The sequence below is a fragment of the Luteibacter sp. PvP120 genome (assembly GCF_054055715.1).
Map to the genome: position 1 here is coordinate 13341 of NZ_JBSRXP010000004.1, position 22496 is coordinate 35836.

The 22496-nt window shown below is 63.8% G+C and carries 19 protein-coding genes and 2 tRNA genes; 11 read left to right on the forward strand and 10 right to left on the reverse strand.

Going from position 1 to position 22496, the window contains the following annotated elements; genetic code table 11:
* Positions 1–79 precede the first annotated feature (79 nt).
* Positions 80–778 (forward strand): response regulator, encoded by a 699-nt coding sequence (locus ACVKN3_RS09555; protein ID WP_051938681.1) that lies wholly within the window; start codon positions 80–82, stop codon positions 776–778.
* Here ACVKN3_RS09555 and ACVKN3_RS09560 read toward each other — a convergent pair whose 3' ends face one another.
* Positions 779–2674: an HAL/PAL/TAL family ammonia-lyase gene (locus ACVKN3_RS09560; protein ID WP_354514959.1), complete on the reverse strand. Its 1896-nt coding sequence runs from the start codon at positions 2672–2674 to the stop codon at positions 779–781.
* 30 nt (positions 2675–2704) lie between these two features.
* Positions 2705–4096 (reverse strand): histidine--tRNA ligase, encoded by a 1392-nt coding sequence (gene hisS, locus ACVKN3_RS09565; RefSeq protein ID WP_285402021.1) that lies wholly within the window; start codon positions 4094–4096, stop codon positions 2705–2707.
* 157 nt (positions 4097–4253) lie between these two features.
* Between hisS and ACVKN3_RS09570 the strand changes: the two genes are divergently transcribed.
* Positions 4254–4330, forward strand: a tRNA-Pro gene (locus ACVKN3_RS09570).
* A gap of 61 nt (positions 4331–4391) precedes the next feature.
* On the opposite strand, the gene ACVKN3_RS09575 is transcribed toward ACVKN3_RS09570, so the two are convergent.
* Positions 4392–5831 carry a sensor histidine kinase gene (locus ACVKN3_RS09575; RefSeq protein WP_354514962.1) on the reverse strand — a complete coding sequence of 480 codons (1440 nt, stop codon included), beginning with the start codon at positions 5829–5831 and terminating at the stop codon, positions 4392–4394.
* Between the two features lie 274 nt (positions 5832–6105).
* Positions 6106–7257: a hypothetical protein gene (locus tag ACVKN3_RS09580; protein WP_354514964.1), complete on the reverse strand. Its 1152-nt coding sequence runs from the start codon at positions 7255–7257 to the stop codon at positions 6106–6108.
* A 319-nt stretch (positions 7258–7576) separates the two neighbouring features.
* Between ACVKN3_RS09580 and ACVKN3_RS09585 the strand changes: the two genes are divergently transcribed.
* Positions 7577–8704 (forward strand): serine hydrolase domain-containing protein, encoded by a 1128-nt coding sequence (locus ACVKN3_RS09585; protein ID WP_354514966.1) that lies wholly within the window; start codon positions 7577–7579, stop codon positions 8702–8704.
* Positions 8705–8785: 81 nt separating this feature from the next.
* Here ACVKN3_RS09585 and ACVKN3_RS09590 read toward each other — a convergent pair.
* The 6 genes from ACVKN3_RS09590 to ACVKN3_RS09615 form a co-directional block, all read right to left on the reverse strand.
* A tRNA-Ser gene (locus ACVKN3_RS09590) sits at positions 8786–8878 on the reverse strand.
* Positions 8879–8954: 76 nt separating this feature from the next.
* A complete protein-coding gene (gene csrA, locus ACVKN3_RS09595) occupies positions 8955–9164 on the reverse strand; it encodes a carbon storage regulator CsrA (protein ID WP_354514968.1) in 210 nt (69 codons plus the stop codon).
* Between the two features lie 303 nt (positions 9165–9467).
* Entirely contained in the window at positions 9468–12101 is a 2634-nt protein-coding gene (gene alaS, locus ACVKN3_RS09600) for an alanine--tRNA ligase (protein ID WP_354514969.1), read from the reverse strand.
* A 70-nt stretch (positions 12102–12171) separates the two neighbouring features.
* Complete coding sequence (locus ACVKN3_RS09605; RefSeq protein ID WP_354514971.1) at positions 12172–12678, reverse strand: regulatory protein RecX; 507 nt, start codon at positions 12676–12678, stop codon at positions 12172–12174.
* A complete protein-coding gene (recA, locus tag ACVKN3_RS09610) occupies positions 12665–13705 on the reverse strand; it encodes a recombinase RecA (RefSeq protein ID WP_036140566.1) in 1041 nt (346 codons plus the stop codon). The genes ACVKN3_RS09605 and recA overlap by 14 nt, the downstream gene beginning before the upstream one ends.
* A gap of 97 nt (positions 13706–13802) precedes the next feature.
* Positions 13803–14312 (reverse strand): CinA family protein, encoded by a 510-nt coding sequence (locus tag ACVKN3_RS09615; protein ID WP_285402006.1) that lies wholly within the window; start codon positions 14310–14312, stop codon positions 13803–13805.
* 292 nt (positions 14313–14604) lie between these two features.
* On the opposite strand from ACVKN3_RS09615, the gene ACVKN3_RS09620 reads away from it, so the two are divergent.
* The 8 genes from ACVKN3_RS09620 to virB11 all read left to right on the forward strand — a co-directional run bounded on the left by ACVKN3_RS09620 (position 14605) and on the right by virB11 (position 22412).
* Positions 14605–15321: a hypothetical protein gene (locus ACVKN3_RS09620; protein WP_354514973.1), complete on the forward strand. Its 717-nt coding sequence runs from the start codon at positions 14605–14607 to the stop codon at positions 15319–15321.
* 7 nt (positions 15322–15328) lie between these two features.
* Positions 15329–16528 carry a peptidoglycan-binding protein gene (locus ACVKN3_RS09625; RefSeq protein WP_354514975.1) on the forward strand — a complete coding sequence of 400 codons (1200 nt, stop codon included), beginning with the start codon at positions 15329–15331 and terminating at the stop codon, positions 16526–16528.
* 20 nt (positions 16529–16548) lie between these two features.
* The gene (locus ACVKN3_RS09630) at positions 16549–17091 is read left to right on the forward strand and encodes a hypothetical protein (RefSeq protein ID WP_354514977.1); all 543 of its coding nucleotides are present in this window, start codon (positions 16549–16551) and stop codon (positions 17089–17091) included.
* Between the two features lie 779 nt (positions 17092–17870).
* Entirely contained in the window at positions 17871–18329 is a 459-nt protein-coding gene (locus tag ACVKN3_RS09635) for a hypothetical protein (RefSeq protein ID WP_354514979.1), read from the forward strand.
* Positions 18330–18356: 27 nt separating this feature from the next.
* Positions 18357–19322, forward strand: a complete 966-nt coding sequence (locus ACVKN3_RS09640; RefSeq protein WP_354514981.1) for a virB8 family protein — start codon at positions 18357–18359, stop codon at positions 19320–19322.
* Positions 19322–20092: a TrbG/VirB9 family P-type conjugative transfer protein gene (locus ACVKN3_RS09645; RefSeq protein WP_354514983.1), complete on the forward strand. Its 771-nt coding sequence runs from the start codon at positions 19322–19324 to the stop codon at positions 20090–20092. Before ACVKN3_RS09640 ends, ACVKN3_RS09645 begins: the two co-directional genes overlap by 1 nt.
* On the forward strand, positions 20089–21354 hold the full coding sequence (locus ACVKN3_RS09650) for a TrbI/VirB10 family protein (protein ID WP_354514985.1): 1266 nt from the start codon (positions 20089–20091) through the stop codon (positions 21352–21354). Before ACVKN3_RS09645 ends, ACVKN3_RS09650 begins: the two co-directional genes overlap by 4 nt.
* A gap of 17 nt (positions 21355–21371) precedes the next feature.
* On the forward strand, positions 21372–22412 hold the full coding sequence (virB11, locus tag ACVKN3_RS09655) for a P-type DNA transfer ATPase VirB11 (RefSeq protein WP_354514987.1): 1041 nt from the start codon (positions 21372–21374) through the stop codon (positions 22410–22412).
* Positions 22413–22496: the final 84 nt, after the last annotated feature.

The following is a 22496-nucleotide window of genomic DNA, read 5'->3' on the forward strand; positions in this document are numbered from 1 at the left end:
CCCGAATTGCGCTTTTGTTCCATATACCGCGCCGCGGCTCCCCGCCACCATGACGCCATCTTTTCCATGAGCCCTACCCATGCCGAGCACCGTGATCATCGCGGACGATCACCCGGTCGTGGTTGCAGGGGTCGAGACCATCCTGAGGTCGCACCGCTACGACATCGTGGCGCGTGCGCACGACACCGATGCCCTCTTCGACGCCCTGACCGATCACCCGTGCGATGTCGTCGTCACCGACTTCTCCATGCCCGAGGGCAGCCGTCCGGACGGCATGCCGATGATCCGCCGCATACGCGCCCTGCGGCCGGACACCGGCATCGTCGTCCTCACCATGCTGTCCAACGTGGCCATCCTGCGCAGCCTGCTCGACATGGGCGTGGCGGCGCTGTTCGACAAACGCACCAGCCTGCGCGATATCCCGGTGGCCGTGCATGCGGCGGATGTCGGCCGCTGCTACCTCAGCCCGGCCATCCGCCGGCTGTTCCACGAGACGGACTGCGCACCCACCGACAAGGAACTGGTCACGCGGTTGTCCCCACGCGAGGTGGAGGTCCTGCGGGCCTATGCCCAGGGCTACCAGCTGGCGGAGATCGCCAGGGCGATGGGGCGCAGCTTCAAGACGATCAGCCGGCAGAAGCGCTCGGCCATGCTCAAGCTGGGCCTGGCCAACGACGCCCAGCTGTACCAGTACCTGGCCGGCGTGCGCGCAGGCATGCTGGACGACTGGTCGCCGGCGGACGAAGCCGCCGCCAGCCTCAACTTCTGCGCGCCCTGATCAGGCGTCGGCCACCAGCCGGCCGGAGGCCACCAGTTCGCACATCAGGCGCACTTCGCCGTCCATCGCGCGGTCGCGCTGCATGAAGGCGATGTACTCGCGCACGGTGGCAAGGGCGTTGCGCACCGCCACGCCGCCATGGAAGTCCTCGGCACCGGCCAGGGCATCCATCAAGGCACGCACTTCCGTCTCGAAACGGGCGTAGTGCGGCGAATCGGCGCGTGGCGCACCGGCGACCTTCGCGGCCAGCGCCTGCCAGTCGCCGCGCATGGCCAGCGTGCGGGCGGCGTTGAGCATGTCCTGGCGGTACTCCAGCGCCTGCGCGGCCGTATACAGCTCCATGGCCAGTACATGGCCGAGGTCTTCGGTCATCTCCAGCACGTGACGCGCCTCGTTGGCACCCATCGACACGTGGTCTTCCGCGTTGGCGCTGGTCGGGATCGAATACACGGAAGCCGGGTGCGCACGCGTGGCCAGGTCGTTGACCAGGGCCGCGGCGGTGTATTGCACGATCATGAAACCGGAATCCGTGGCGTCCTCGTTGCCGATCAGGAAGGCCGGCAGGCCGTCGTTGTTGGCCGGGTCCACCAGCTTGGCCGTGCGCCGCTCGGAGATGGAGGCCAGCACCGGGATCGATGCCTTGACGTAGCTCATCACCAGGGCCAGCGGCATGCCGTGGAAATGACCGGCGGAGATCACCTGGTCCTCGATGACCTGGGCATCCTCGGCATCGGGGAACACCAGCGGGTTGTCGGTCACCGCGTTGAGCTCGACGTCGAACACGCGGCAGGCCTGCTCCCACGCGTCGCGCACGGCGCCATGCACCTGCGGCGCGCAGCGCAGGCAGTACGCATCCTGCGGCTGGTGCTTCTTGCCGCCCTTGAAGGGCAGGAAACGCGAGTAGAACGCCTCCTTGCCATGCCGCTGCGTGGCCGGCACCCAGTCCCAGCCGATGTCGAAACGGTGACCCTGGTCCGCCGGATCGGCCCACGAGTCGGACAACCAGGGACGGAACCGCGGCACCATGTGATAGGCGATGTCGGCCAGTGTCGAGCCATCGAGCAAACCGCGGATGTTCCGCGCCGCGGCCACCTGGCCCGGATGCGGACGCAATGCGTGCACCTGCTCGGCGTAGGCGCCGGTGCGACCGGCGAAGGCATCCAGTGTCATCGCCGCGGCCAGGTCGGCCGTGCGGATCAGCATGTCCATCGTGTCCAGCGCGAGCACGCCGGTGGCCAGCATCTGCGTGGTGCCGTTGTTGAGCGCCAGGCCTTCCTTGAACGACAGGCGCACCGGGGCCAGGCCCGCACGCTTCAGCGCTTCCGCACCGGGCAGCCGCTCGCCCTGGTAGAAGGCTTCGCCACCGCCCAGCAGCACGATGGCCAAATGCGAAAGCGGCGCGAGGTCGCCACTGGCACCCACCGAGCCCTTCTCCGGGATCACCGGGATCACGTTGCGGTTGAGCAACTCGGCCAGCGCGCGCAGGGTTTCCACGCGGATGCCGGAGTGCCCTTTCATCAGCGTGTTGACGCGAATGGCCAGCATCGCGCGCACCACGTCCTCGGCGAACGGCTTACCCACGCACACCGCATGGGTGATGATCAGGTTGTGCTGCAGTTCCTCCAGCAGCGTACCCTCGCGCGGCTCGGGGTTGCCACCGGCCAGTTCGTCGCGCACGCGGTGGGCGCCCAGCAGCTTGTCGGCATTGCTGCCGAAACCCGTGGTCACGCCGTAGATCGGCTCGCCGCCACCCACCTTCTCTGCCAGGAAGTCGGCCGCGCGCTTCACCTTGACCAGTTGCGCGTCGTCCAGGCGAATCGAGACGCCACGACGGGCGATGGCCGCCACCTGGGCACGCGTGAGGCTGCGGCCATCGAGAAGGATAGAAGAGGTCATGGGCGATGCCGTGCGAAGTAAAAGGGAGGATCAGCGACCGATGTCGGCCTGGGCCAGTTCGACGCGCAAGGTCTTGATCAGGTCGGCGCGTGCCACCTCGAACTGGTCTTCGCGGCGCAGGTCCTTCACGGTAACGACGCCCTTGGCGATCTCGTCCTCGCCCAGCACCACGACGAAACGGATGCCGGCGCGGTCGGCGTACTTGAACTGCTTGCCCAGCTTGCCGCCTTCCAGCACCACTTCCGTGGCGATGCCGGCGTTGCGCAACTCGGTGGCCACGGCCAGGTAGGTGGGCAACTGGGCCGCGTCCATCTGCGTCACCAGCACGTCCACGGTGCTGCGCGCGGTGGATACGAGGCCGGCGTCGCGCAGCTGCCAGTAGAGACGCGTGAGGCCGATGGAGATACCGACGCCCGGCAGGTGCGACTTGGTGTACTGCCCGGCGAGGTTCTCGTAGCGTCCGCCCGAACAAATGGAACCGATGCCGGGGTGGTCGTTGAGCGTGGTCTCGTAGACCGTACCCGTGTAGTAATCGAGCCCGCGCGCGATCGACAGGTTGAGCGCGAAATGCGTCTCCGGCACGCCGAAGTCGCGGATCATCGTCAGCACGTCCTTCAGTTCGGCCCTGCCCTGCTCGAAGGTTTCCGAGCCGGAACCCAGCGCATCCAGGTGGGCGAAGGCATCGGCCACGGACGTGGAACGCACCTGCACGAAGGCGAGGATCTTCGCCGCCACCTCGGCCGAAAGGCCGAACGCGTCACCGGTGAGCGTGTCGCGCACATAGTCGGCGCCGCGCTTGTCCAGCTTGTCCACCTCGCGCAGCACCAGCATCTGCTGCTCCGCGTCGGCGATACCCAGGTTCTCGAAATAACCGCGCATCAGCTTGCGGTTGTTCATCTGGATGGTGAACGCACCGATGTTCAGTTCCTTGAACACGTTGTAGATGACGGCCGGAATCTCGGCGTCATAGCGCACCGAGAGCGAATCCTTGCCGATCACGTCGATGTCGCACTGGTAGAACTCGCGGAAACGTCCGCGCTGCGCACGCTCGCCCCGGTAGACGCGCTGCATCTGGTAGCGACGGAACGGGAAGCTGAGGTCGTGCTCGTGCTCGGCGACGTAACGGGCCAGGGGCACCGTGAGGTCGAAACGCAGCGCCAGGTCGGGCACGCCGCCGGCGTCCTTCTCCGCCGCCGCGCCCAGCGCGCCCGTGGACTGCACGAAATAGACCTGGCGCTCGGTCTCGCCGCCGGTCTTGGTCAGCAGGACGTCGCTGTGCTCGATGACGGGTGTCTCGATCGGCAGGAAGCCGAACTTTTCGTAGTTGCGACGGATCGTGTCCAGCATGCGCTGGAAGGCGATCTGGTCGAGCGGCAGGAGCTCGAGGACACCGGGCATGGTGCGGGCCGGGGTGAGTGCCATGCAATTCCTCTTGGGGACAGGCTATACGGGCGCCGCCACGCGGCAGCCGCCTAGGTTAGCAGATGGCCAGGGCCGGCCCCCGTGGCGGGATGGTAAAAAAAGTCGGAGCGCCCTGTTGCCATCCGGCGGGTGCATGGCTAATATACGCGGCTCCCGTCGGGGTGTAGCTCAGCCTGGTAGAGCGCTACGTTCGGGACGTAGAAGTCGCAGGTTCGAATCCTGTCTCCCCGACCAACGAATACGTTCGTTATGAAAACGCCGGCCTAGTGCCGGCGTTTTTATTTGTATCGCCGGCCTAGGCCTGTTGCAGGTGCGACACCGGTGAGGACAGCTGCAGCAGCAGGCCCTCGGCGAGGTATTCGGTCTTCACGCTGCCCGAACCCAGGCCCATGGCGATCAGCTTCGAGCCGAAGCCCTTGCGGGACGGCAGCATGACGGCCGGGCCATCCACCTCGCGCCAGGTCATCAGGAAATCGCCACCCTCCTGCGTCCAGCCGAGCTCGACACGGCCCTGGTCATTCGACAGCGCGCCATACTTCAGGGCGTTGGTCGCCAGTTCGTGCAGAAGCAGCGATAGAGACAAGGTGGCCTTGGGGCCGATCTCGACCGGCGGTCCGCGGAAGTCGATGCGGCTGTCGATACACAGGCGCCCGAGGGCCGCCCGGGAGATCGCCTCCACCGAGGCGCCTTCCCAGTTCTTGTCGAACAGGATGTCGTGGGCCGAGCTCAGTGCCGTGATGCGTTCTTCCAGCGCCTCCACCGGCGCGCGCTCGGGCACCGCGCGCAGCGTCTGCGTCGCCAGCGCCTGCACCATCATCAGGGTATTTTTCAGCCGGTGGCTCATCTCGTGCTTGAGCACCTCCTGCAGCTCCTCCCGCGTGCGCCGCTCCGTCACATCGCTGACAAAGCCGATCAGGCGGTCCGACCCCAGGGGCGTCATGCGCGTTTCGAACCAGCGCCCCGCCTGCAGGGTGGAGCGGGCGACATGGACGCCGGGTACCTGCTTGTCCACGATGTTCGCGAACACCGGCAGGAGTTCAGCGCATGCGCCGGGTGCCATGTGGCTGAGCAAGGCGCCGTTGACCTCCACGGGGCCCAGCCCCGTGAGGTGGTTGAAGGACGGGTTGGCCTCGTCGAAAAGGAAGTCGACCACCGTGCCGTTGCCATCGCGGACCACGTCACCGACATAAAAGCCCTCGCGCATCTGTGCGAACAGCGTGCGGTAGCGCCGCTCCGACGCACCGACGCGGATCTCCTTGTCGACGATGACCGCCACCGACTCGAGAAAACGCTGGTCGTGCACCGTCCAGGCGTGCGGCCGGGTGTTGATGGCGGCCAGTGCCCCGATCAGTTCACCGTCGGGCAGCCGAATGGGCACGCCCAGATAGGCCACCACCCCCAGGTCGGGAATGGCGAGGTTGTCCCGCACAAGCGGCTCCGCAAAGGCGTCGTTCACCGAGAGCACCGCGCCCCGGTCCACCACGTGCTGGCAGAAGGAGTGGGTAATGGGCGTCTCCCCTCGGGACGACCACGGCTCGGGCAAGCCGCTGTGGCCGGCGAACACCTGGCGGTGCTCGTCGACGATGGAAACGATGGCCACCGGCACGCCCAGCATCATCCGCACCAGTTCGACCAGATGTGCGTACTGCACGCCGCCGGGCTCGTCGAGGATGCCACTGCGGCGAAGTGCGGCGATCCGGCCCGGATTGAGTCGGTGAGGCAACGGGACAGGCATGGGGGTGCGCAGCTGTGGGGGAACCAGTGCGGAGGATAATGGGGATGCCCGGGGGAAAGGGGCTTGCCGCCTTGCGCGCTGACGGGGCCGTTCAGCGGGCACAAAAAACCCTGTTTAAACAGGGCCTTTTGCAAAATGGCGGGGAGTGCGACGAGCCGGATGCAGGAGAGTGGCCGAACATTGCCCCGTCGGTTCGATGTCCGGATGGTCAATCAGGGCAGAGAGTGACCTGGTCACCATCCCAGTCGGCATCCTGGAGGGCTTTCTGGAACCGTCAGCCGTTGTGATGCCACTTACACACGCTGCTGAGTACAGGTAAAAATCGACCATTGCCCATAGGCTTCACCACCACACCATCAACCACCTGGCCATCCTGTTTCACCGTGACATCAGCCTGAAGGACATCCGTCGCCGACGAGGTGGATTCCTCCTGCTCAGTCCACTCGTATATGGTATTTCGCGACGGATCGTAGGACGAGCGGAGGTTGTTATGAACCGAGGTGGCGGTGCCGCTGAATACCGTCATCACCAGGTAGCGACCGGGCTTTACCCGGGTGAAGCGGAAGTCGCCATTGCTGTTGGTCTTGCCATCGAGGTGGGTGTCGAAAACACGCTTATCGATATCCACCCTGACCTTATTACCCTTATAACGATTCGAATCGATCAGATCGATCGCTTCTTTGAGATACGGGCTATACGGGAACAGCGTAATGGCCTGATCAGCCGCCGGTCGATTCTGGCCGCCGACAACACCGCATGTGATGCCGCTGATGGTCGCATTACCGTCCGCAAGCGCGCTGGCATCGACAGCCTTCGGATCGAAGACCGACTTGGGCGTGATCACCTTCCGCTTGTCGACGATGGCCGGTGCCGCGCCACGTGCGTTGGCGGCATCCGCAGCAACCTGACCGCTGGCGGCTTCGCTCGCCGCCATCGTGGCCTTGGCCGCCTGTACGTCGATCATCGTGCCGTTGAGGCTGCCGAGCAGCGGCAGGGCAAGCTGGGCGTTGGCTACGCTCTTCTTGCCGCTGGCATTCGTGGTATTACCTTTCAGGCCGGCCGAGTCGAAGAATGAGCAGATATTGCCCATCGCTGTCGCGGCGCCCACGCCCTTGGCCAGCTGAAACGCGATGATGGCCGAGTCGGTCTGGGGCGAGACTGCCATGACGATCGGAAAGCCGCGTGCCTTGACAGTAGCTTTCTGCGCGACAGCCAGCGTGATGAGGCCATCGGCGGCAACGTGGGGTTCACCGAGGGGCTGGAATCCGATCTTTCGCGCACTGGATTCGAGGCTAGTCATGGCCTGGGCGGTGTCGACACCGTAAAGGCCGACGAAGCTCTGATGGATGGTGCCACCGTCGGCGCTGGGCTTGGACGAATAGTTCTGCTCACACTCGGTTGCGGCGTGGGCGCTCAAGGCAATCATGGAAACGCTGGCGACAAGAGCCCTTAGCCACATAACAGATCGCAGAGCCATCTGCCCCTTCCTCTTAGTTATATCTCCGTGAGGCGGGATGTTAGCGTAAGGACTAAGGGCGAGGCCACAGGAGGTGAACTGCCCCCCGGAAGTTGGACACCCGTCCAATCTCCGAGGGTTTTTTCATGGCGAAGTACGAGGAAAGGTCCGCCTGACCGATACCTGGCCGGCTCGCGGTAGGCCACAAGTACGGAGGCCGACCGGCACGTACGTTGGGGCTTGGCCCTCTCTAGGATGCATCCAGTCATTCACCGGAGCAGGCGCCGCCATGGCAAAGCATCTCGCGGGTCTATTGATGGCCATCGTCCTGTCGCAGGCGCCGCTGGCGCATGCGGAAACCTCCATGGCGACCCAGGTGGACGCCATCGTCGCCAAGGACATGGCGGCTCGCCATACGCCCGGCGCATCCGTCGCCGTGATCAAGGACGGCAAGGTGGTGTTCGAGAAGAGCTACGGGCTCGCCAGCGTCGAACTGAACGTGCCGGCGACGAACGCGACGCTGTATCCGCTCGCTTCCACGACCAAGGAATTCACCGCCGTAGCGATCATGACACTGGTGGAGCAAGGCAAGATCGCACTCGACGATCCGGTCAGGAAGTATCTTCTGGAACTCCCTGCCTCATGGTTGCCCGTCACCATCCGCCACTGCCTTTCACACACATCCGGCCTTCCCGACAATGTGGTGGACGATACCGTCAACGTGCTGCCATTGGCGGGTACGCGTGCGGACCTGATGGCCTTGCTTGCCGGCAAACCGGTCAAAGCGCCGGGCGCGTCGATGGCTTACAACCAGACCGGCTACATGTTGCTCGGCGACATCATCGCGCGTGTCAGTGGCATGCCTTACGAGAAATATATCGACGACCGCTTGCTGAAACCGCTGGGCATCACCGGCTTACGGTGGGGGGATACGTGGACGCTCGTGCCGGGTCGTGCCTCGCTGTATACCGCCCTGCAGCCCACGGCCGATCACTCGAAGCTCCAGCTCGATGCGAAGGGCGCACCGGTATTTTCCACCGACGGCATCCACCCCTTTGGCTCGAAGATCGCGACGGAATGGTTGCTGCCCGCGGCGGGACTGAGCGGCAATATCGAGGCGATGTCCACGTGGGAGAACGCGCTGTGGAACGGCAAGATCATCAAGCCGGAAAGCCTCGCCCTGATGGCAAAACCCTACGTGATGACCGACGGTAAAACCGGCGACTTCGGCCTGGCGCTCATGCACGACAGCCAGCAGGGACATGTAACGATACACACCGGGGGCGGCGCGGCCGTCTGGATCACCACGATCCCCGATCGACACCTGACGGTGATCGTCCTGACGAACCTTCAGGCATCGCAGCCTTACAAGCTGGTCGCAGGCATTCTCGATGTGTACCTGGGCAGCCAGCACTGAGAGTGTCCCGGTCAAACTCACCACGCCAGCACATTTCTCGCGAGCACAAAAAAGCCCCGGAAAACCGAGGCTTAGATGTTTTGGCGGAGAGTGAGGGATTCGAACCCTCGATAAGGCTTTTGACCCTATACTCCCTTAGCAGGGGAGCCCCTTCGGCCACTCGGGCAACTCTCCGGGATTGTCGTGAAGAACCTGCCCTCACGAGCCGGCAAGGATACTTAACCTTGCACGCCTCGTAAAGCCTCGGGCCTTACTGGTCTTGGTCGTGGTCGTCCCCGGTATGCGTGCCGGCGTCGCCTTCGTTCTTGATGCGCTGGTAGATCTCTTCGCGGTGGACCGCGACATTTTTCGGTGCATTGATGCCGATGCGCACCTGGTTACCCTTGACACCCAGAACGGTGACGGTCACCTCGTCGCCGATCATCAGGGTTTCACCGACCCGGCGGGTCAGAATCAGCATGATTGATACTCCATAAAATCAGGTATTGGCTTCCCCACCAACGACAACCTCACCCCGAGTGCTTGCCGTCGATGGATTGACGTTTCGACCATCGAAGGCCGAACTGCCTTCCCCGGCTCTAGTTGTGTGTGTCGCTGACCAGCTGTCCTGCCATTTCCGATCCGAAGGATCGATACCGAAAAACGCTTTCGGCATTCGGATCATACTAGCTGAGCCAATCCCGGGTAAGCAACGCGCAAGCACGTGAAGACGTTTACACAAACGGCCTTACAGCCGTCCATGCTCGCGTAGCCCACTCGCCGTTCAGCCCAGACGGGATTGCACCCATCCCGGAATGGCGGCAAGGATGCCAGGCAATGCCGGACTATCTACACCGCCACCCTGGGCCATGTCGGGACGACCGCCGCCTTTGCCGTCGATCTTCGAGGCGACTTCGCCCACCAGGTCGCCCGCCTTGACCCGGCCGAGCGCGGAGCCGCCGACACCGGCCACGAGCGCGACGCGCCCGTCGACCGCACCGGCCAGCACGATGGCGCAGTCGCCCAGCTGCTGCTTGAGTACGTCCACGCTGTCGCGCAGGGACTTGGCGTCCAGGCCCTCGACGCGGGCCGCGACCACCTTGATGCCCGCGATGTCGACCGCCGACTCGGCCAGGCCTGCCGAGGCCGAACTGGCCGCCTTGGACTTGTAGGACTCCACCTCGCGCTCGAGCTTCTTCTGCCGATCGAACAGCTGTCGAAGCTTCTCGATCACGTCGTCACCCGTGGCGGCGAGTAGGCCGGACACTTCGCCCAGCACGCGCTCCTCATCGGCCACGCGCGCCATGGCACCCGCACCGGTCACCGCTTCGATGCGGCGGACACCGGCGGCGACGCCGGATTCGGAGACGATCTTGAACAGGCCGATATCGCCCGTGCGCGACACGTGGGTGCCACCACACAGTTCGGTGGAAAAATCGCCCATCTTCAACACGCGCACTTCGGCGCCGTACTTTTCACCGAACAGAGCCATGGCCCCGAACTCGATCGCTTCGTCGTAGCCCATGTTGTGGATTTCGGCAGCGTCGTTGTGACGGATCTCGTCGTTGACCATGCGCTCGATCAGCGCCAGTTCGTCGGCCGTCAGCGGCTTGAAATGCGAGAAGTCAAAGCGCAGGCGCTCCGGTGCCACCAGCGAACCCTTCTGGGCTACATGGTCGCCGAGCACGGTGCGCAGCGCCGCGTGCAAAAGATGGGTGGCGGAATGGTTGAGCACGGTAGCCTGGCGCTGGGCGGCATCCACCGACGCACCCACCACATCGCCCTTGTTCAGCGGTGCGGAGCCCTGCCACGTGCCGAAGTGCGCGAAGAACGCGCCGCCGACCTTCTGCGTGTCCTCCACCGCCAATGCGCCCGCCGGATTGCGCAGTATGCCGGTATCGCCGACCTGGCCGCCGGATTCGGCATAGAAGGGCGTGCAGTCAAGCAGCAGGAAGGCCTGCTCGCCGTCCGACAGACGATCCACCGACTTGCCGTCGCGCACGATGGCAACCACGGTCGCATCGGTCAGTTCGAGGCTGTCGTAACCGGTGAAGACGGTGGGCGCGACGGCGCTGGCCACCTCGGCCGGCAGCTGGGCCTTGGTGGCGAAGTTGCTGGCCGCGCGAGCGCGGGCACGCTGCTCGCCCATGGCGCGCTCGAAGCCGTCCATGTCGACGCTCATGCCGCGCTCGCGCGCGATATCTGCGGTGAGGTCCACGGGAAAGCCGTAGGTGTCGTAGAGGCGGAACGCATGCTCGCCCGGGATCACCTTCTCCGACTTGGAGGCCACGTCGTCGAACAGGCGCATGCCGTGTTCCAGCGTTTCACCGAAACGATCTTCCTCGGTGCGCAGCGCCTGCTCCACGAAGGCCTGCTTGCGGGCGATGTCCGGGTAGGCCTCGCCCATCTCGGCCACCAGCGGGGCCACCATCTTCCAGAAGAAGTCGCCACGCACGCCCAGCATCCAGCCGTGGCGAAGGGCGCGACGGATGATGCGGCGAAGCACGTAGCCGCGCCCCTCGTTCGAGGGCAGCACGCCATCGACGATAAGGAAGGAGCAGGCACGGATGTGATCGGCGATGACGCGCAGCGACTTGTTCGACAGGTCGGCGGTGCCGGTCAGCCGACCCGCCTCGGCGATGAGGTGCGCGAACAGGTCGATCTCGTAGTTGGAGTGCACGTGCTGCAGCACGGCGGCCAGGCGCTCCAGGCCCATGCCGGTATCGACGCAAGGCGCCGGCAGCGGCGTCAGCGTACCGTCCGGTGCCCGGTCGAACTGCATGAAGACCAGGTTCCAGATCTCGATGTAGCGATCGCCGTCTTCGTCGGGCGAGCCTGGGGGGCCACCGGCCACATCGGCGCCGTGGTCGTAGAAGATCTCGGTACACGGTCCGCACGGGCCCGTATCGGCCATCTGCCAGAAGTTGTCGGAAGCGAACGGCGCGCCCTTGTTGTCGCCGATGCGCACGATCCGCTCGGCCGGCACGCCCACTTCCTTGTTCCAGATATCGAAGGCCTCGTCGTCCGTGTGGTACACGGTGACCCACAGGCGCTCCGCCGGCAGCTTGTAGACCCCCGTCAGAAGTTCCCAGGCGTAACTGATGGCATCGCGCTTGAAGTAATCGCCGAACGACCAGTTGCCCAGCATCTCGAAGAAGGTGTGGTGGCGGGCGGTGTAGCCCACGGCATCCAGGTCGTTGTGCTTGCCGCCAGCGCGCAGGCAGCGCTGAACGTCGGCCGCACGGACATACCCGGGCTTTTCGCTGCCCAGGAACACGTTCTTGAAGGGGACCATGCCGGAGTTGGTGAACAGCAGCGTGGGGTCGTTCGACGGCACCAGCGATGCCGAGGGCACGATGGTGTGGTCCTTGGACCGGAAGAACTCGAGGAAGGTCGAACGGATTTCGGCGGTTTTCATGAGCGATCGTGGCTTGGGAGCTGCGAGACGCGTTGCGTCGACGCTCCGTCCCAATCAAGGCTGGTGGCCTTCAATCGTCGTCGGCGTCTTCCGCATCGGCGTGAGTTAGACCCCGTACTGTGGCGGCGGCGAAGCCGCGACGCAAGAGGAATTGCGCCCGCCGGGCCCGTTCAGCCGGGTCGGCCGAGGGTCCGCCATAGCGCCGACGGAGCTGACCGGCGGCCAGATCGTGCCAATCGATATCGGTGTTTTCCATCAACTCGCGGATGGTGGCGTCGCTGACGCCCTGGCTGCGCAGTTCCGCACGGATGCGGGCCGGCCCGTAGCCCTGCCCTGCCCGGCTGCGAAACAGCGAGGCCGCGAAACGGTCGTCGTCCTGGTAGCCCTGGTCGCCCAGCCGCTCCAGGGCGACAGCGGACTCGTCACGCGCAAAACCGCCGCGCTCGAGCTTCTGCTTGAGTTCGCGGCGGGAATGCTCGCGCCGGGCCAGCAGGCCCAGCGCCTTGTCGTACGCGGTACGGGTGGGGCGAGCGGCCTTGCCGTCGCCCTGCCCGGTGCCCTTATCAGACTTCCTCAAGCTCGTCGGCCTCGGTGGAGGCTTCGGACTTGGGACCCGCCTTGACCAGCAGGCGGGCGCGCAGCTCGGTATCGACCTCGTTGGCGATGCCCGGGTTGTCACGCAGGAACTGACGGACGTTTTCCTTGCCCTGGCCGATGCGGTCGCCCTTGTAGCTGTACCAGGCGCCGGATTTGTCGATCAGGTTCTCGCGCACGCCCAGTTCGATGATCTCGCCTTCGCGCGAGGTGCCCTCGCCGTAGAGGATCTCGAACTCGGCCTGGCGGAACGGCGGCGCGACCTTGTTCTTTACGACCTTGACGCGGGTCTCCGAACCGATGACCTCGTCGCCCTTCTTCACCGCACCGATGCGGCGGATATCCAGGCGGACCGAGGCGTAGAACTTCAGCGCGTTACCGCCGGTGGTGGTTTCCGGGCTGCCGAACATGACGCCGATCTTCATGCGGATCTGGTTGATGAAGATGACCAGGCAGTTGGTCTTCTTGATGTTGGCCGTGAGCTTGCGCAGGGCCTGGCTCATCAGGCGGGCGTGCAGGCCGACGTGGGAGTCGCCCATCTCGCCTTCGATTTCCGCCTTGGGGGTCAGCGCGGCCACCGAGTCGATCACCACCATGTCCACGGCGCCCGAGCGCACCAGCATGTCGGCGATCTCGAGGGCCTGCTCGCCGGTGTCCGGCTGGCTGACCAGGAGGTCGGCGACGTTGACGCCCAGTTTCTCGGCGTAGCTCGGGTCGAGCGCGTGCTCGGCGTCGACGAAGGCCGCTGTGCCGCCCGCGCGCTGGCACGACGCGATGGCCTGCAGGGTCAGGGTGGTCTTGCCCGAGGATTCCGGGCCGTAGATCTCGACCACGCGGCCGCGCGGCAGGCCGCCGATGCCCAGGGCGATATCCAGGCCCAGCGAGCCCGTGGACACCGTGTCGATGTTGTCGTCGACGCGGTCGCCAAGACGCATGACCGCACCCTTGCCGAACTGCTTTTCGATCTGGCCGAGGGCACTCGCCAGCGCCTTGCGCTTATTGTCGTCCATCGTCATATCCGGTCTCTTGTGTAGGTAGGTATCTTGACGGACCGTCGTCTCAGGGACTGCGATCCGCAATCCCCAAGTTTGCCATAGCCCGGGGGGTTCAGCCCTTCAGTTCGGCAGCCATTCCAACAAGTGCGGCCGCCACCGTCTGTCGCCGGACGGCCTCGCGGTCGCCGTCGAAATGGTGAAGACTGGCGTGGGCGTAGCCCCCGCGGCGCTTCCAGCCGATCCATACGGTGCCGACGGGCTTGTCCGGGGTGCCGCCGGACGGGCCCGCGATGCCGGTAACCGCCACGGCGACGCCCGCGCCGTAGCGCGCCAGGGCACCCGAGACCATTTCCAGCACCGTCTCCTCGCTGACCGCACCCGTGCGCTCCAGGGTGCGCGGGTTGACCCCGAGCAGGGACTCCTTGGCGCTATAGCTATAAGTGACCACACCCGCCTCGAACCAGGCCGAACTCCCGGCCAGGTCCGTCAGGGTCTTGGCGATCCACCCACCCGTGCACGATTCGGCCGTGGCCACCATGACGCGCCGCTCCTGGGCGGCAGCGGCGACGGCCTGGGCGAGCACCATGAGGTCATCGTCGGTGGGCATGTTCTGTGTGGCCATACCTGGGCTACCTGTCGATAAAGGCCAAGGTTCTAACCCGGATCGTGTCGGCGTGTCGATGCAACGCCCACCACATGCTGACGATTTTTCAGAAAAGTTCTATGCCGAACGCATTGTCGCGGCCACGACGCACGGCTACGATGGCAACCCATTAGTGACGTAGAACGTCACACCTACATTGCCATTCAAAAACGAGGCGTCGTGCCAGCGGTTGCGGCACAGCGTCCCTGCACTCCCCTTCGATGTTGATCCGATGGTGCGCTCCGGCGCGCCCTGGAAAGGAGCACGCCCCATGGAAAGGACCGGTCAGCCATCCCGCATCTCCCGCGGTGTGACGGCAACCGTTTATTGCCGTTCGATCGTACTCGGTGCGATGGCGGCATTATTCTTCGCGCCACCTTTGCCTGCCATGGCTGCGGTGGATGCCATGCCTGCGGTGCCAGACGAGGTCCGCGCAGTCCTCGCACCAGACGACCTTGTCCTCGCTTATGAAAAGGCGGATGCCACGGGCGATGGCGCCATGGACCTCGTGATCGCCGTGTACCGCGGCGCCCGGTTCAAGGAACAGCCCGACATCTCAGCCGGTAACGCGTGCGAACTGCTCGTCTTCACGGGTTCGGGCCCCGGCACCGGCGCGCAAAGCACATGGAAGGAGGCCGAGCGGAGCCGCGAGGCAATCGACTGCGTGGACAACCCGGTCATGGATCGCCCGAGGGAAATGGCCTATCGCGACAACCTGCTGGTCAAACCGGGAGCGATCACCTGGAGCAACCAGGGCGTACGGCGCCACACGACCTTTGCCTTTGTCTATCACCGTGCCGACGGCCACTGGTACGTCAGCTCCATGAGCCAGGGCTATGTACTGACTAACGCCGGGTCCAACAGTGATGTCGTCATGGCATACGGCGAAATCGCTTCCCCGCGCGACTTTCCGCTTACCCCCATGAGCGGGTTGAAGGTGGCGCCGCTGCAGCGCCTGCTGGACACGCGCACCTCGACGGACGACTGACCCGGCTATGCGCACGCCTCGATTCAATCCGCATTCCGCGCAGCTGCTGAAGCGCGCCATCGACAGCGGCATTACCTCGCCCGCGGAGCTGTCCAACCTCATGGGCCAGACCGCCGTGGAATCCGCCGGGTTCACCCGCACCCACGAGGATTTCCGTTATCGCAGCGCCGACCGGGCGATGAGCGTGGTCGGACAGCTTCGCCAACGACACACCCGTGACGAAGTGGCCGCCGTGCTCGCCGCGCGCGACCCGGAAGCGACTGCCAACCTCTTCTACGACGGGCGTACCGACCTGGGTAACACGACGCCGGGCGATGGCTGGCGTTTCCATGGACGCGGCGTCATCCAGCTGACCGGTCGCGCCAACTACGAAACCTACGGGCGCCTGGTCGGGATCGACCTGATCGAGCACCCCGAGCGCGCCGCCGACCCCGAGGTCTCGGCCGATGTCGCCGTCGCCTACTGGCACCAGCGGCTAAAGCACGTCGACCGGACCGATGTCGAAGCGGTAACGCGACGGATCAACGGCGGTACCAATGGCTACGACGAGCGGGTGGAGGCCGTAGCAGGCTGGGCGACGGTCATCACCCCGGAACTGGTCGAGGGACTTCGCCAGGAGACCCTCACCCCCGATGACCTGCTCGGACGTGAGCCGTTACAGGCCTCGCAACCCGCAGGCGCGCTCACGGCCGCGACGCTCCGGGCCGGAGCGCACGGCGCCGATGTTCGCCACCTGCAGGAACAACTGCACGAACTCGGCTACGACGTGCGTATCGATGGCGATTTCGGCCATGCCACGCGCCGTGCGGTGATGGACTTCCAACGCAACCACGATCTGTCCGTCGATGGCGTGGCCGGTCCGCGGACCCTGGACACCGTAGAGGTCGCGCATCGGCATCTGAAGGACAGCCGGGGGCCCTACGCCGATGACATGGTCGCCGGTCGGACGGAAGCCGCTTCGAAGGAGCCTTCGATTCACGACATGTTCGAGGCGCTGTGCCAGGCGGGACACTATCGCGATGTCGACGCCCTTTGCCGGGTCGGCCAGATCTATGCGAACACACCGGGCGGACGCGAGTTCCTGATGGATGGCGAGCAAGCCAGGCAGCAGACGGCCGAGGACGCACTGGCGGCGCAACAGGCACAGCTACAGCAACAGGAAGTCATGGCCGCGCCGCAACGAAGCGGCCCGGGGATGTCGCTCTGAGACGAGGAATGGAAGGACACATGGATAGAACGGACGTCGAAGAACTGGCGGTGAAACTGGGCATGCTGGCCGCGGGACTGAAAGACCTTGGCGAGCGGCTGACGCGCCAGACCGAACGGGCGCAGACGGAGTTGGCGCGCACGGCAAACGCCCTGGCCAGCACCGCGGAAGCCAGCGCACGACAGGCCACGACCGATCTGATGTCCCACGCGGGCAAGGCGATCCTGTCGAGCACGCAAGCCGCGACGGCCGACCTCGAGCATGTGCTTGTGGGCGCGTCGTCGACGGTCACACGACTAAGTACGGGTCTGGAGGAGAAGATCCATGCGCTCAAGCGGCTGCACGCCCTCAGTGTCTGGAAAGCCCTGTTCGCCACAGGAGGCGCCCTGTTGGCCATCGCTGCTGCCACATGCACCATCGGCTGGAGCACTTATATCTACAGAGAAGACACCGCCTGGGCAGGTGAACTGCATGAGGCGCGGATACGTGGGAGTTTGCGCCCCTGTCCCGAGGGAGGCGTGTGCGTGTATGTCAACAAACGCTGGCATCGCCTGGCTCGTTGAGCGCACGGGCACGCCCGGAGAACTTACGCGGGCGCAACTGACCCAAAAGCATGGGCGTGGACGACTGCTCCCTCACCGATGCCTCGGTCAGTATGTCGTCTCTCGGGCCGGCCCAGTTCCACAGCGCCGCTAATGGCATGTAGCAAACCTGACATATACCCGTGACACCGTTACGAGCAAGGGATCCAGATATGCGCAAAAAGACCACTTCACGGAATGTATACATTTCGCCATGTCTCTTACACCAGCCTTACGAACGTGATCCACGTCACCTTCGGGCTGCGTAATTCACGTTACAGCCGGAATTTGTGTGATATCGGCCGCAGAAACGCGTATACAGACCCCTAGTCAGCGCGTGGATATTGCTTTATCTTAACAACGTGGACTAGCTCCATTCAGGGTGGGGGAAACCTCAAGGCTCCAACGCGGCAACCGCAAGTGGCGATTGATCACATCGCTCCGGGAACCCGTTCGGCCGGTCTTTAGCGGTTACGTAGTGCAACGGCGCCCAGGCGCTTGATACAGGATGTTTTATGGACGATTTGCATCACGCTCGTGGCCGTTGGGCCCTAGGTTTCAGCTGTTCAAGGGGAGTGTTTGCCATGAACGCGCTTCGCGTCGTGGCGAATCGACCGAACCAGACCCGGCCAGGCGCCGGACATCTGGCTGGGTCGTCAGTTTCGTAGCGATGTAAACGATTTCTCGACCCCGCGTCCCGGCCAGGCCGACGACGAGGGCCGCTGATGTTTTCTTTGCCTTACATGACTTACGAGCCACGCGTGAAAAAAATCCTCAACCCCGCTTGCACCCTTCTCCTCGCCTCGGGCCTCGCCCTGGTGCTGACCGCGTGCGGCACGCCTTCCGCCAAGGACTTCGGCGGCCGCTGGAAGCCGGTCAACAAATACGACGACAAGGTGGTCGAGATCCCGCTCGCCGTACCGTACACCTACTATGCGGCGCCGATGGATGGCACGTTGAAGGTCATGTTGACTCGGTGGACGACTGATACGGGAGCCAAGCTCAACTACAAGCTTCGCTCCGACTTCACACTTCCCAAGTCGGCTTCCGCCATCCATACCAGTGAACTGCGGGACGCTGCGTCCCAGTTGAGTGCGATCTACGCACCCCAGGGCGTCGCTGTCCTCGTGGACGGGCCTCAGCTGGTCGTCGAGGAAGTGAGCGCGATCGCGCCTCCTGCCCCGGCGGGTCAGGCTGCTGCGCCCTCAACGACCAAGTAACCGAAGAACCTCAGGCCGTCGCCACTCATGTTCAATAAGAAAAGCTCCCCGAAGATCGATGCGGCCGTCGCGCAAAGCGTCAACTTCGAAATCACCGTGGCCGATCTCGCCAGGAAGAGCGAGCGTCGTGCATGGATGGTGGCGTTCATCGCCACGAGCATGTCACTGGTTCTTGCAGGTGGCATGTTCTACATGCTCCCGTTGAAAGAAAAGGTGCCGTACATCGTCATGGCGGATGCCTATACCGGCACGAGCTCTGTTGCCCGAATCACGGACGATGTCATCAATCGCCGGATCACAGCAAGCGAGGCCATCAATCGCAGCAACATCGCGCACTTCATTCTCGCCCGCGAATCGTTCGACGTGACGATGATCAGCTTGCGTGACTGGGCTACGGTGCTGACGATGGCTGCGCCCAACGTGGCCAAGGCGTACACGGACATGCACGCGCAGGGCAATCCGAATGCGCCGTTCAAAATCTATGGTCGGGATCGCGCCATCCGCGTGAAGATCCTCAGCATAGTCCTGATCGGCGGTGATGACGGCGGCACACCGAAGGGCGCGACGGTCCGCTTCCAGCGGGTCGTCTACAACAAGACCTCCGGGCAGACCGTACCGCTTGATAGCAAGATCGCAACGATGGCGTTCTCCTACAAGCCCAATCTGAAGATGGACGACCAGTACCGGGTTGAAAATCCACTGGGTTTCCAGGTCACCGACTATCGGGTCGACAACGATTACGGCGATGCCCCGCCGCCGGAAACGCCGGCGACCGACGCCGATACGCCCGCAGCAGCAGCGTCCGTCGCTGGCAGCGCTCCCGCCGCGCAGCAGGTTAACGCAGCACCGGCGCCGGTCCCCGTTGAAAGCGCTATCCCGGCCCAAGCACCTAACTTCGCGCCTGCCGCGCAGCCTCAGCAAGCACCATCTGCTGGGTCTCCGCAGGTTCAGGCTCCCGCCACTCGAAACGCCGCCAATGGAGGGCGCCGTTAATGACGCGCGTCAAAACACACTATCTTCTCATCGCCGCTTTGATAGCCGCGGGCAGCCTGTCCTCTGTCGCAATTGCCCAGACGACGGTGACGCCGTATGAGTACCAGCCTGACCACATCTACACGGTGCGAACCGGCCTTGGCATTACGACGCAAATCGAGCTGAGCCCGAACGAGAAAATTCTCGACTTCAGCACCGGTTTCAGCAGCGGCTGGGAGTTGACCCGCCGCGACAACGTCTTCTACGTCAAGCCGAAGAATGTGGATGTCGACACGAACATGATGGTTCGTACAGCCACCCACTCCTATATCTTCGAATTGAAGGTGGTAGCAACCGACTGGAAGACACTGGAACAGGCGCGACGCGCAGGTGTTCAATACAAGGTGACTTTCACCTACCCCGCGGACACCAGCTTCCTTGCTGAAACCAAGAAGGTTGAGGCCACACCGGAGCTGGACACCGCGCTGGTCAAGGGTCGCGACTACAACTTCAACTACGACTATGCCAAGAAGCGTAAGACGGCTCCGTGGCTGGTACCGATCAACGTCTACGACGATGGCCGGTTTACCTATATCAAGATGCCTGACCTCAAGCAGTTCCCAACGGGGAATTTCCCAACGGTCTACATGCGTGAAAAGGAACACGGTGAGGACTCGGTGGTGAACACGACAGTCGAGGGCAACACTATCGTTGTCCATGGCACGTACAACTACCTGGTTATCCGGCACGACAACAACGTCGTGGGTCTGCGAAGGAACACCAAGAAGTGAGCCCCAATAATCCCTACCATCCGGACGAAGAGAATCGCGAGAGCCAGGTTCCGCCACAGGACCGGCCGCGCGAGCAGGCAGACCCGCTTGCGGGCAACCCGTATTCCGCAAATCAGAGGCATGCGCCTCCGCCGGATCTTGACGCGGCTGCTCCGCAGTTAGCGGCGTCGGATGTTCGACGGATGAATCGGCGCGCGCTGGTGTTCCTGGGCGGCATCATTGCCCTGCTTCTGTTCGCCGCGTATTTCCTCTTGAGCGGTGGCTCGAATAAAGCCGCACCGCCGAAGAAAGTTCGCGACGAGACGGTCAGCGTGCCCACCGCGCCCAAGGTCGCTCCGATTCCCGAACCGGAAGCCCCTGCCCTTCCGCAGCCGATCGCGCTCGCGCCGCCTCCGCCGCTACCGACGCCCGCCCAGATGCAGCCCGCGGAAATGCCGCGCCAGCGCACTGGCCCGAGTCTCGTGGAGCGCCGCATGATGGACACCGAGGCGGCACAAGCCGTGGGTGGCAGTGGCGGCTACCAAGGTGGGCAGCAGCCGCAGCAGCCGGGTTTCGGTGGCATGGGCATGCCGGGATTCCCTGGCTCCAACCCCAATGCCATCAACGGCGTGCCGATCAACGGCGCTTACGGTGGCAAGAGCCTGCCGGACGTTTCAAACGCACAGCCGCTCACGCATCCGGACACACTGATGCTCCGCGGTACCTTTATTCGTTGCGTACTGGAAACCCGAATCATTACGGATATCCCGGGCTTCACCTCCTGCGTGGTTACGGAGCCGGTCTATTCGTTCACGGGTAAGCGTCTGCTCCTGCCCAAGGGCTCTAAAGTTCTCGGCAAGTACGAAATGGAACCGAACGGGCCTCGCGTCGCCGTCATTTGGGACCGTATCGTCACCCCGACGGGCATCGACGTCTCGATGGCCAGTCCGGGCGTCGACGCCTTGGGCGGCGCGGGTCACCCCGGCTATTACAACGCGCATTGGGGCAGCCGTATCGGCGCCGCCTTGTTGATTTCGATGCTCAGTGACGCCTTCAAGTACGAAGCCGCCGAGCACGGCCCTCGGCAAACCACGATCAGCAACGGCGTGGTGACGCAGAGCCCCTTTGAAAGCAATACGGCATCGACTATGCAGAGCATCGCCAATACAGCCGTTCAGCGCGCCGCCAACCGCCCCGCTACGGTCACCATCAATCAGGGTACCGTTCTGGCTATCTATGTCGCCAAGGATGTCGATTTCAGCGGCGTGGTCGCCCGGTACTGATGCGGACCCGTTAAGCAATGACTGAGACCGCTATCGCCGCCGTCGGCAACGATTTCCTGGACTACCAGTACGAAGTGCTGGGCGTCCGGGACTATCTCGCCTCGTCGGACGTGACCGAAATCTGCATCAATCGCCCGGGTGAGCTTTACCTAGAGCGAGCGGGCCTGTGGGAACGCGTGGATGTGCCGTCGCTGACATTCGAACGGGCACGCCAGTTCTGCACTGCGGTCGTCAATGAGAGCAATACGGGGCAGCGCATTACCGATATCGATCCGGTGGTGTCCCTGACCTTCCCCACAGGCCAACGTGCGCAGTTCGTCATTCCGCCTGCCGTCGAGGCCGGTCGTGTATCGATCACGATCCGGCTGCCATCCAAACATAACAAGTCACTCGCTCAGTACCAGGACGATGGCTTCTTTGACGAGATCCTCGAGGGTGCAAACACGATCAGCCAAGCCGATCGTGAATTGCTGGAACTTCGCGCGGAGCGGCGTTACGCGGACTTCTTTCGCCACGCGGTGAAGAGCAAGAAAAATATCGTCGTTTCAGGTGCGACCGGCAGCGGCAAGACCACCTTCATGAAGTCCCTGGTTGGCCACATTCCAAGCGACGAGCGGCTTGTCACCATCGAAGATGCACGCGAGCTTTTCATCGATCAGCCTAATGTGGTGCATCTGATCTATTCGAAGGGTGGCCAGAGCACAACAAACGTCACCGCAAAAAGCTGTATGGAAGCCTGTCTGCGCATGAAGCCGGACCGGATCATCCTGGCAGAGCTCCGTGGCGATGAGTCGTTTTACTTCATCCGAAATTGCGCATCGGGACACCCAGGGTCGATCACAAGCTGCCATGCGGGCAGTGTCGAGCAAACCTGGGATCAGCTGGCGCTGATGGTGAAGGCCTCAACCGAGGGTGCTGGACTGGAATTCTCGACGATCAAGCGATTGCTGATGATGACCATCGATATCGTCGTTCATATCAAAGCTCACGCCGGGCGACGACATATAACCGGCATCGATTTCAACCCCGCTCGCCTGCTCGGCGACGACGGGGGGTAACGCTCACACCAACCCGGACATTATTCAGGAGTTGTAACGGTGGTACCAGGACTGGAAATGATGGCTTGCCCTAACCTTGCCGTA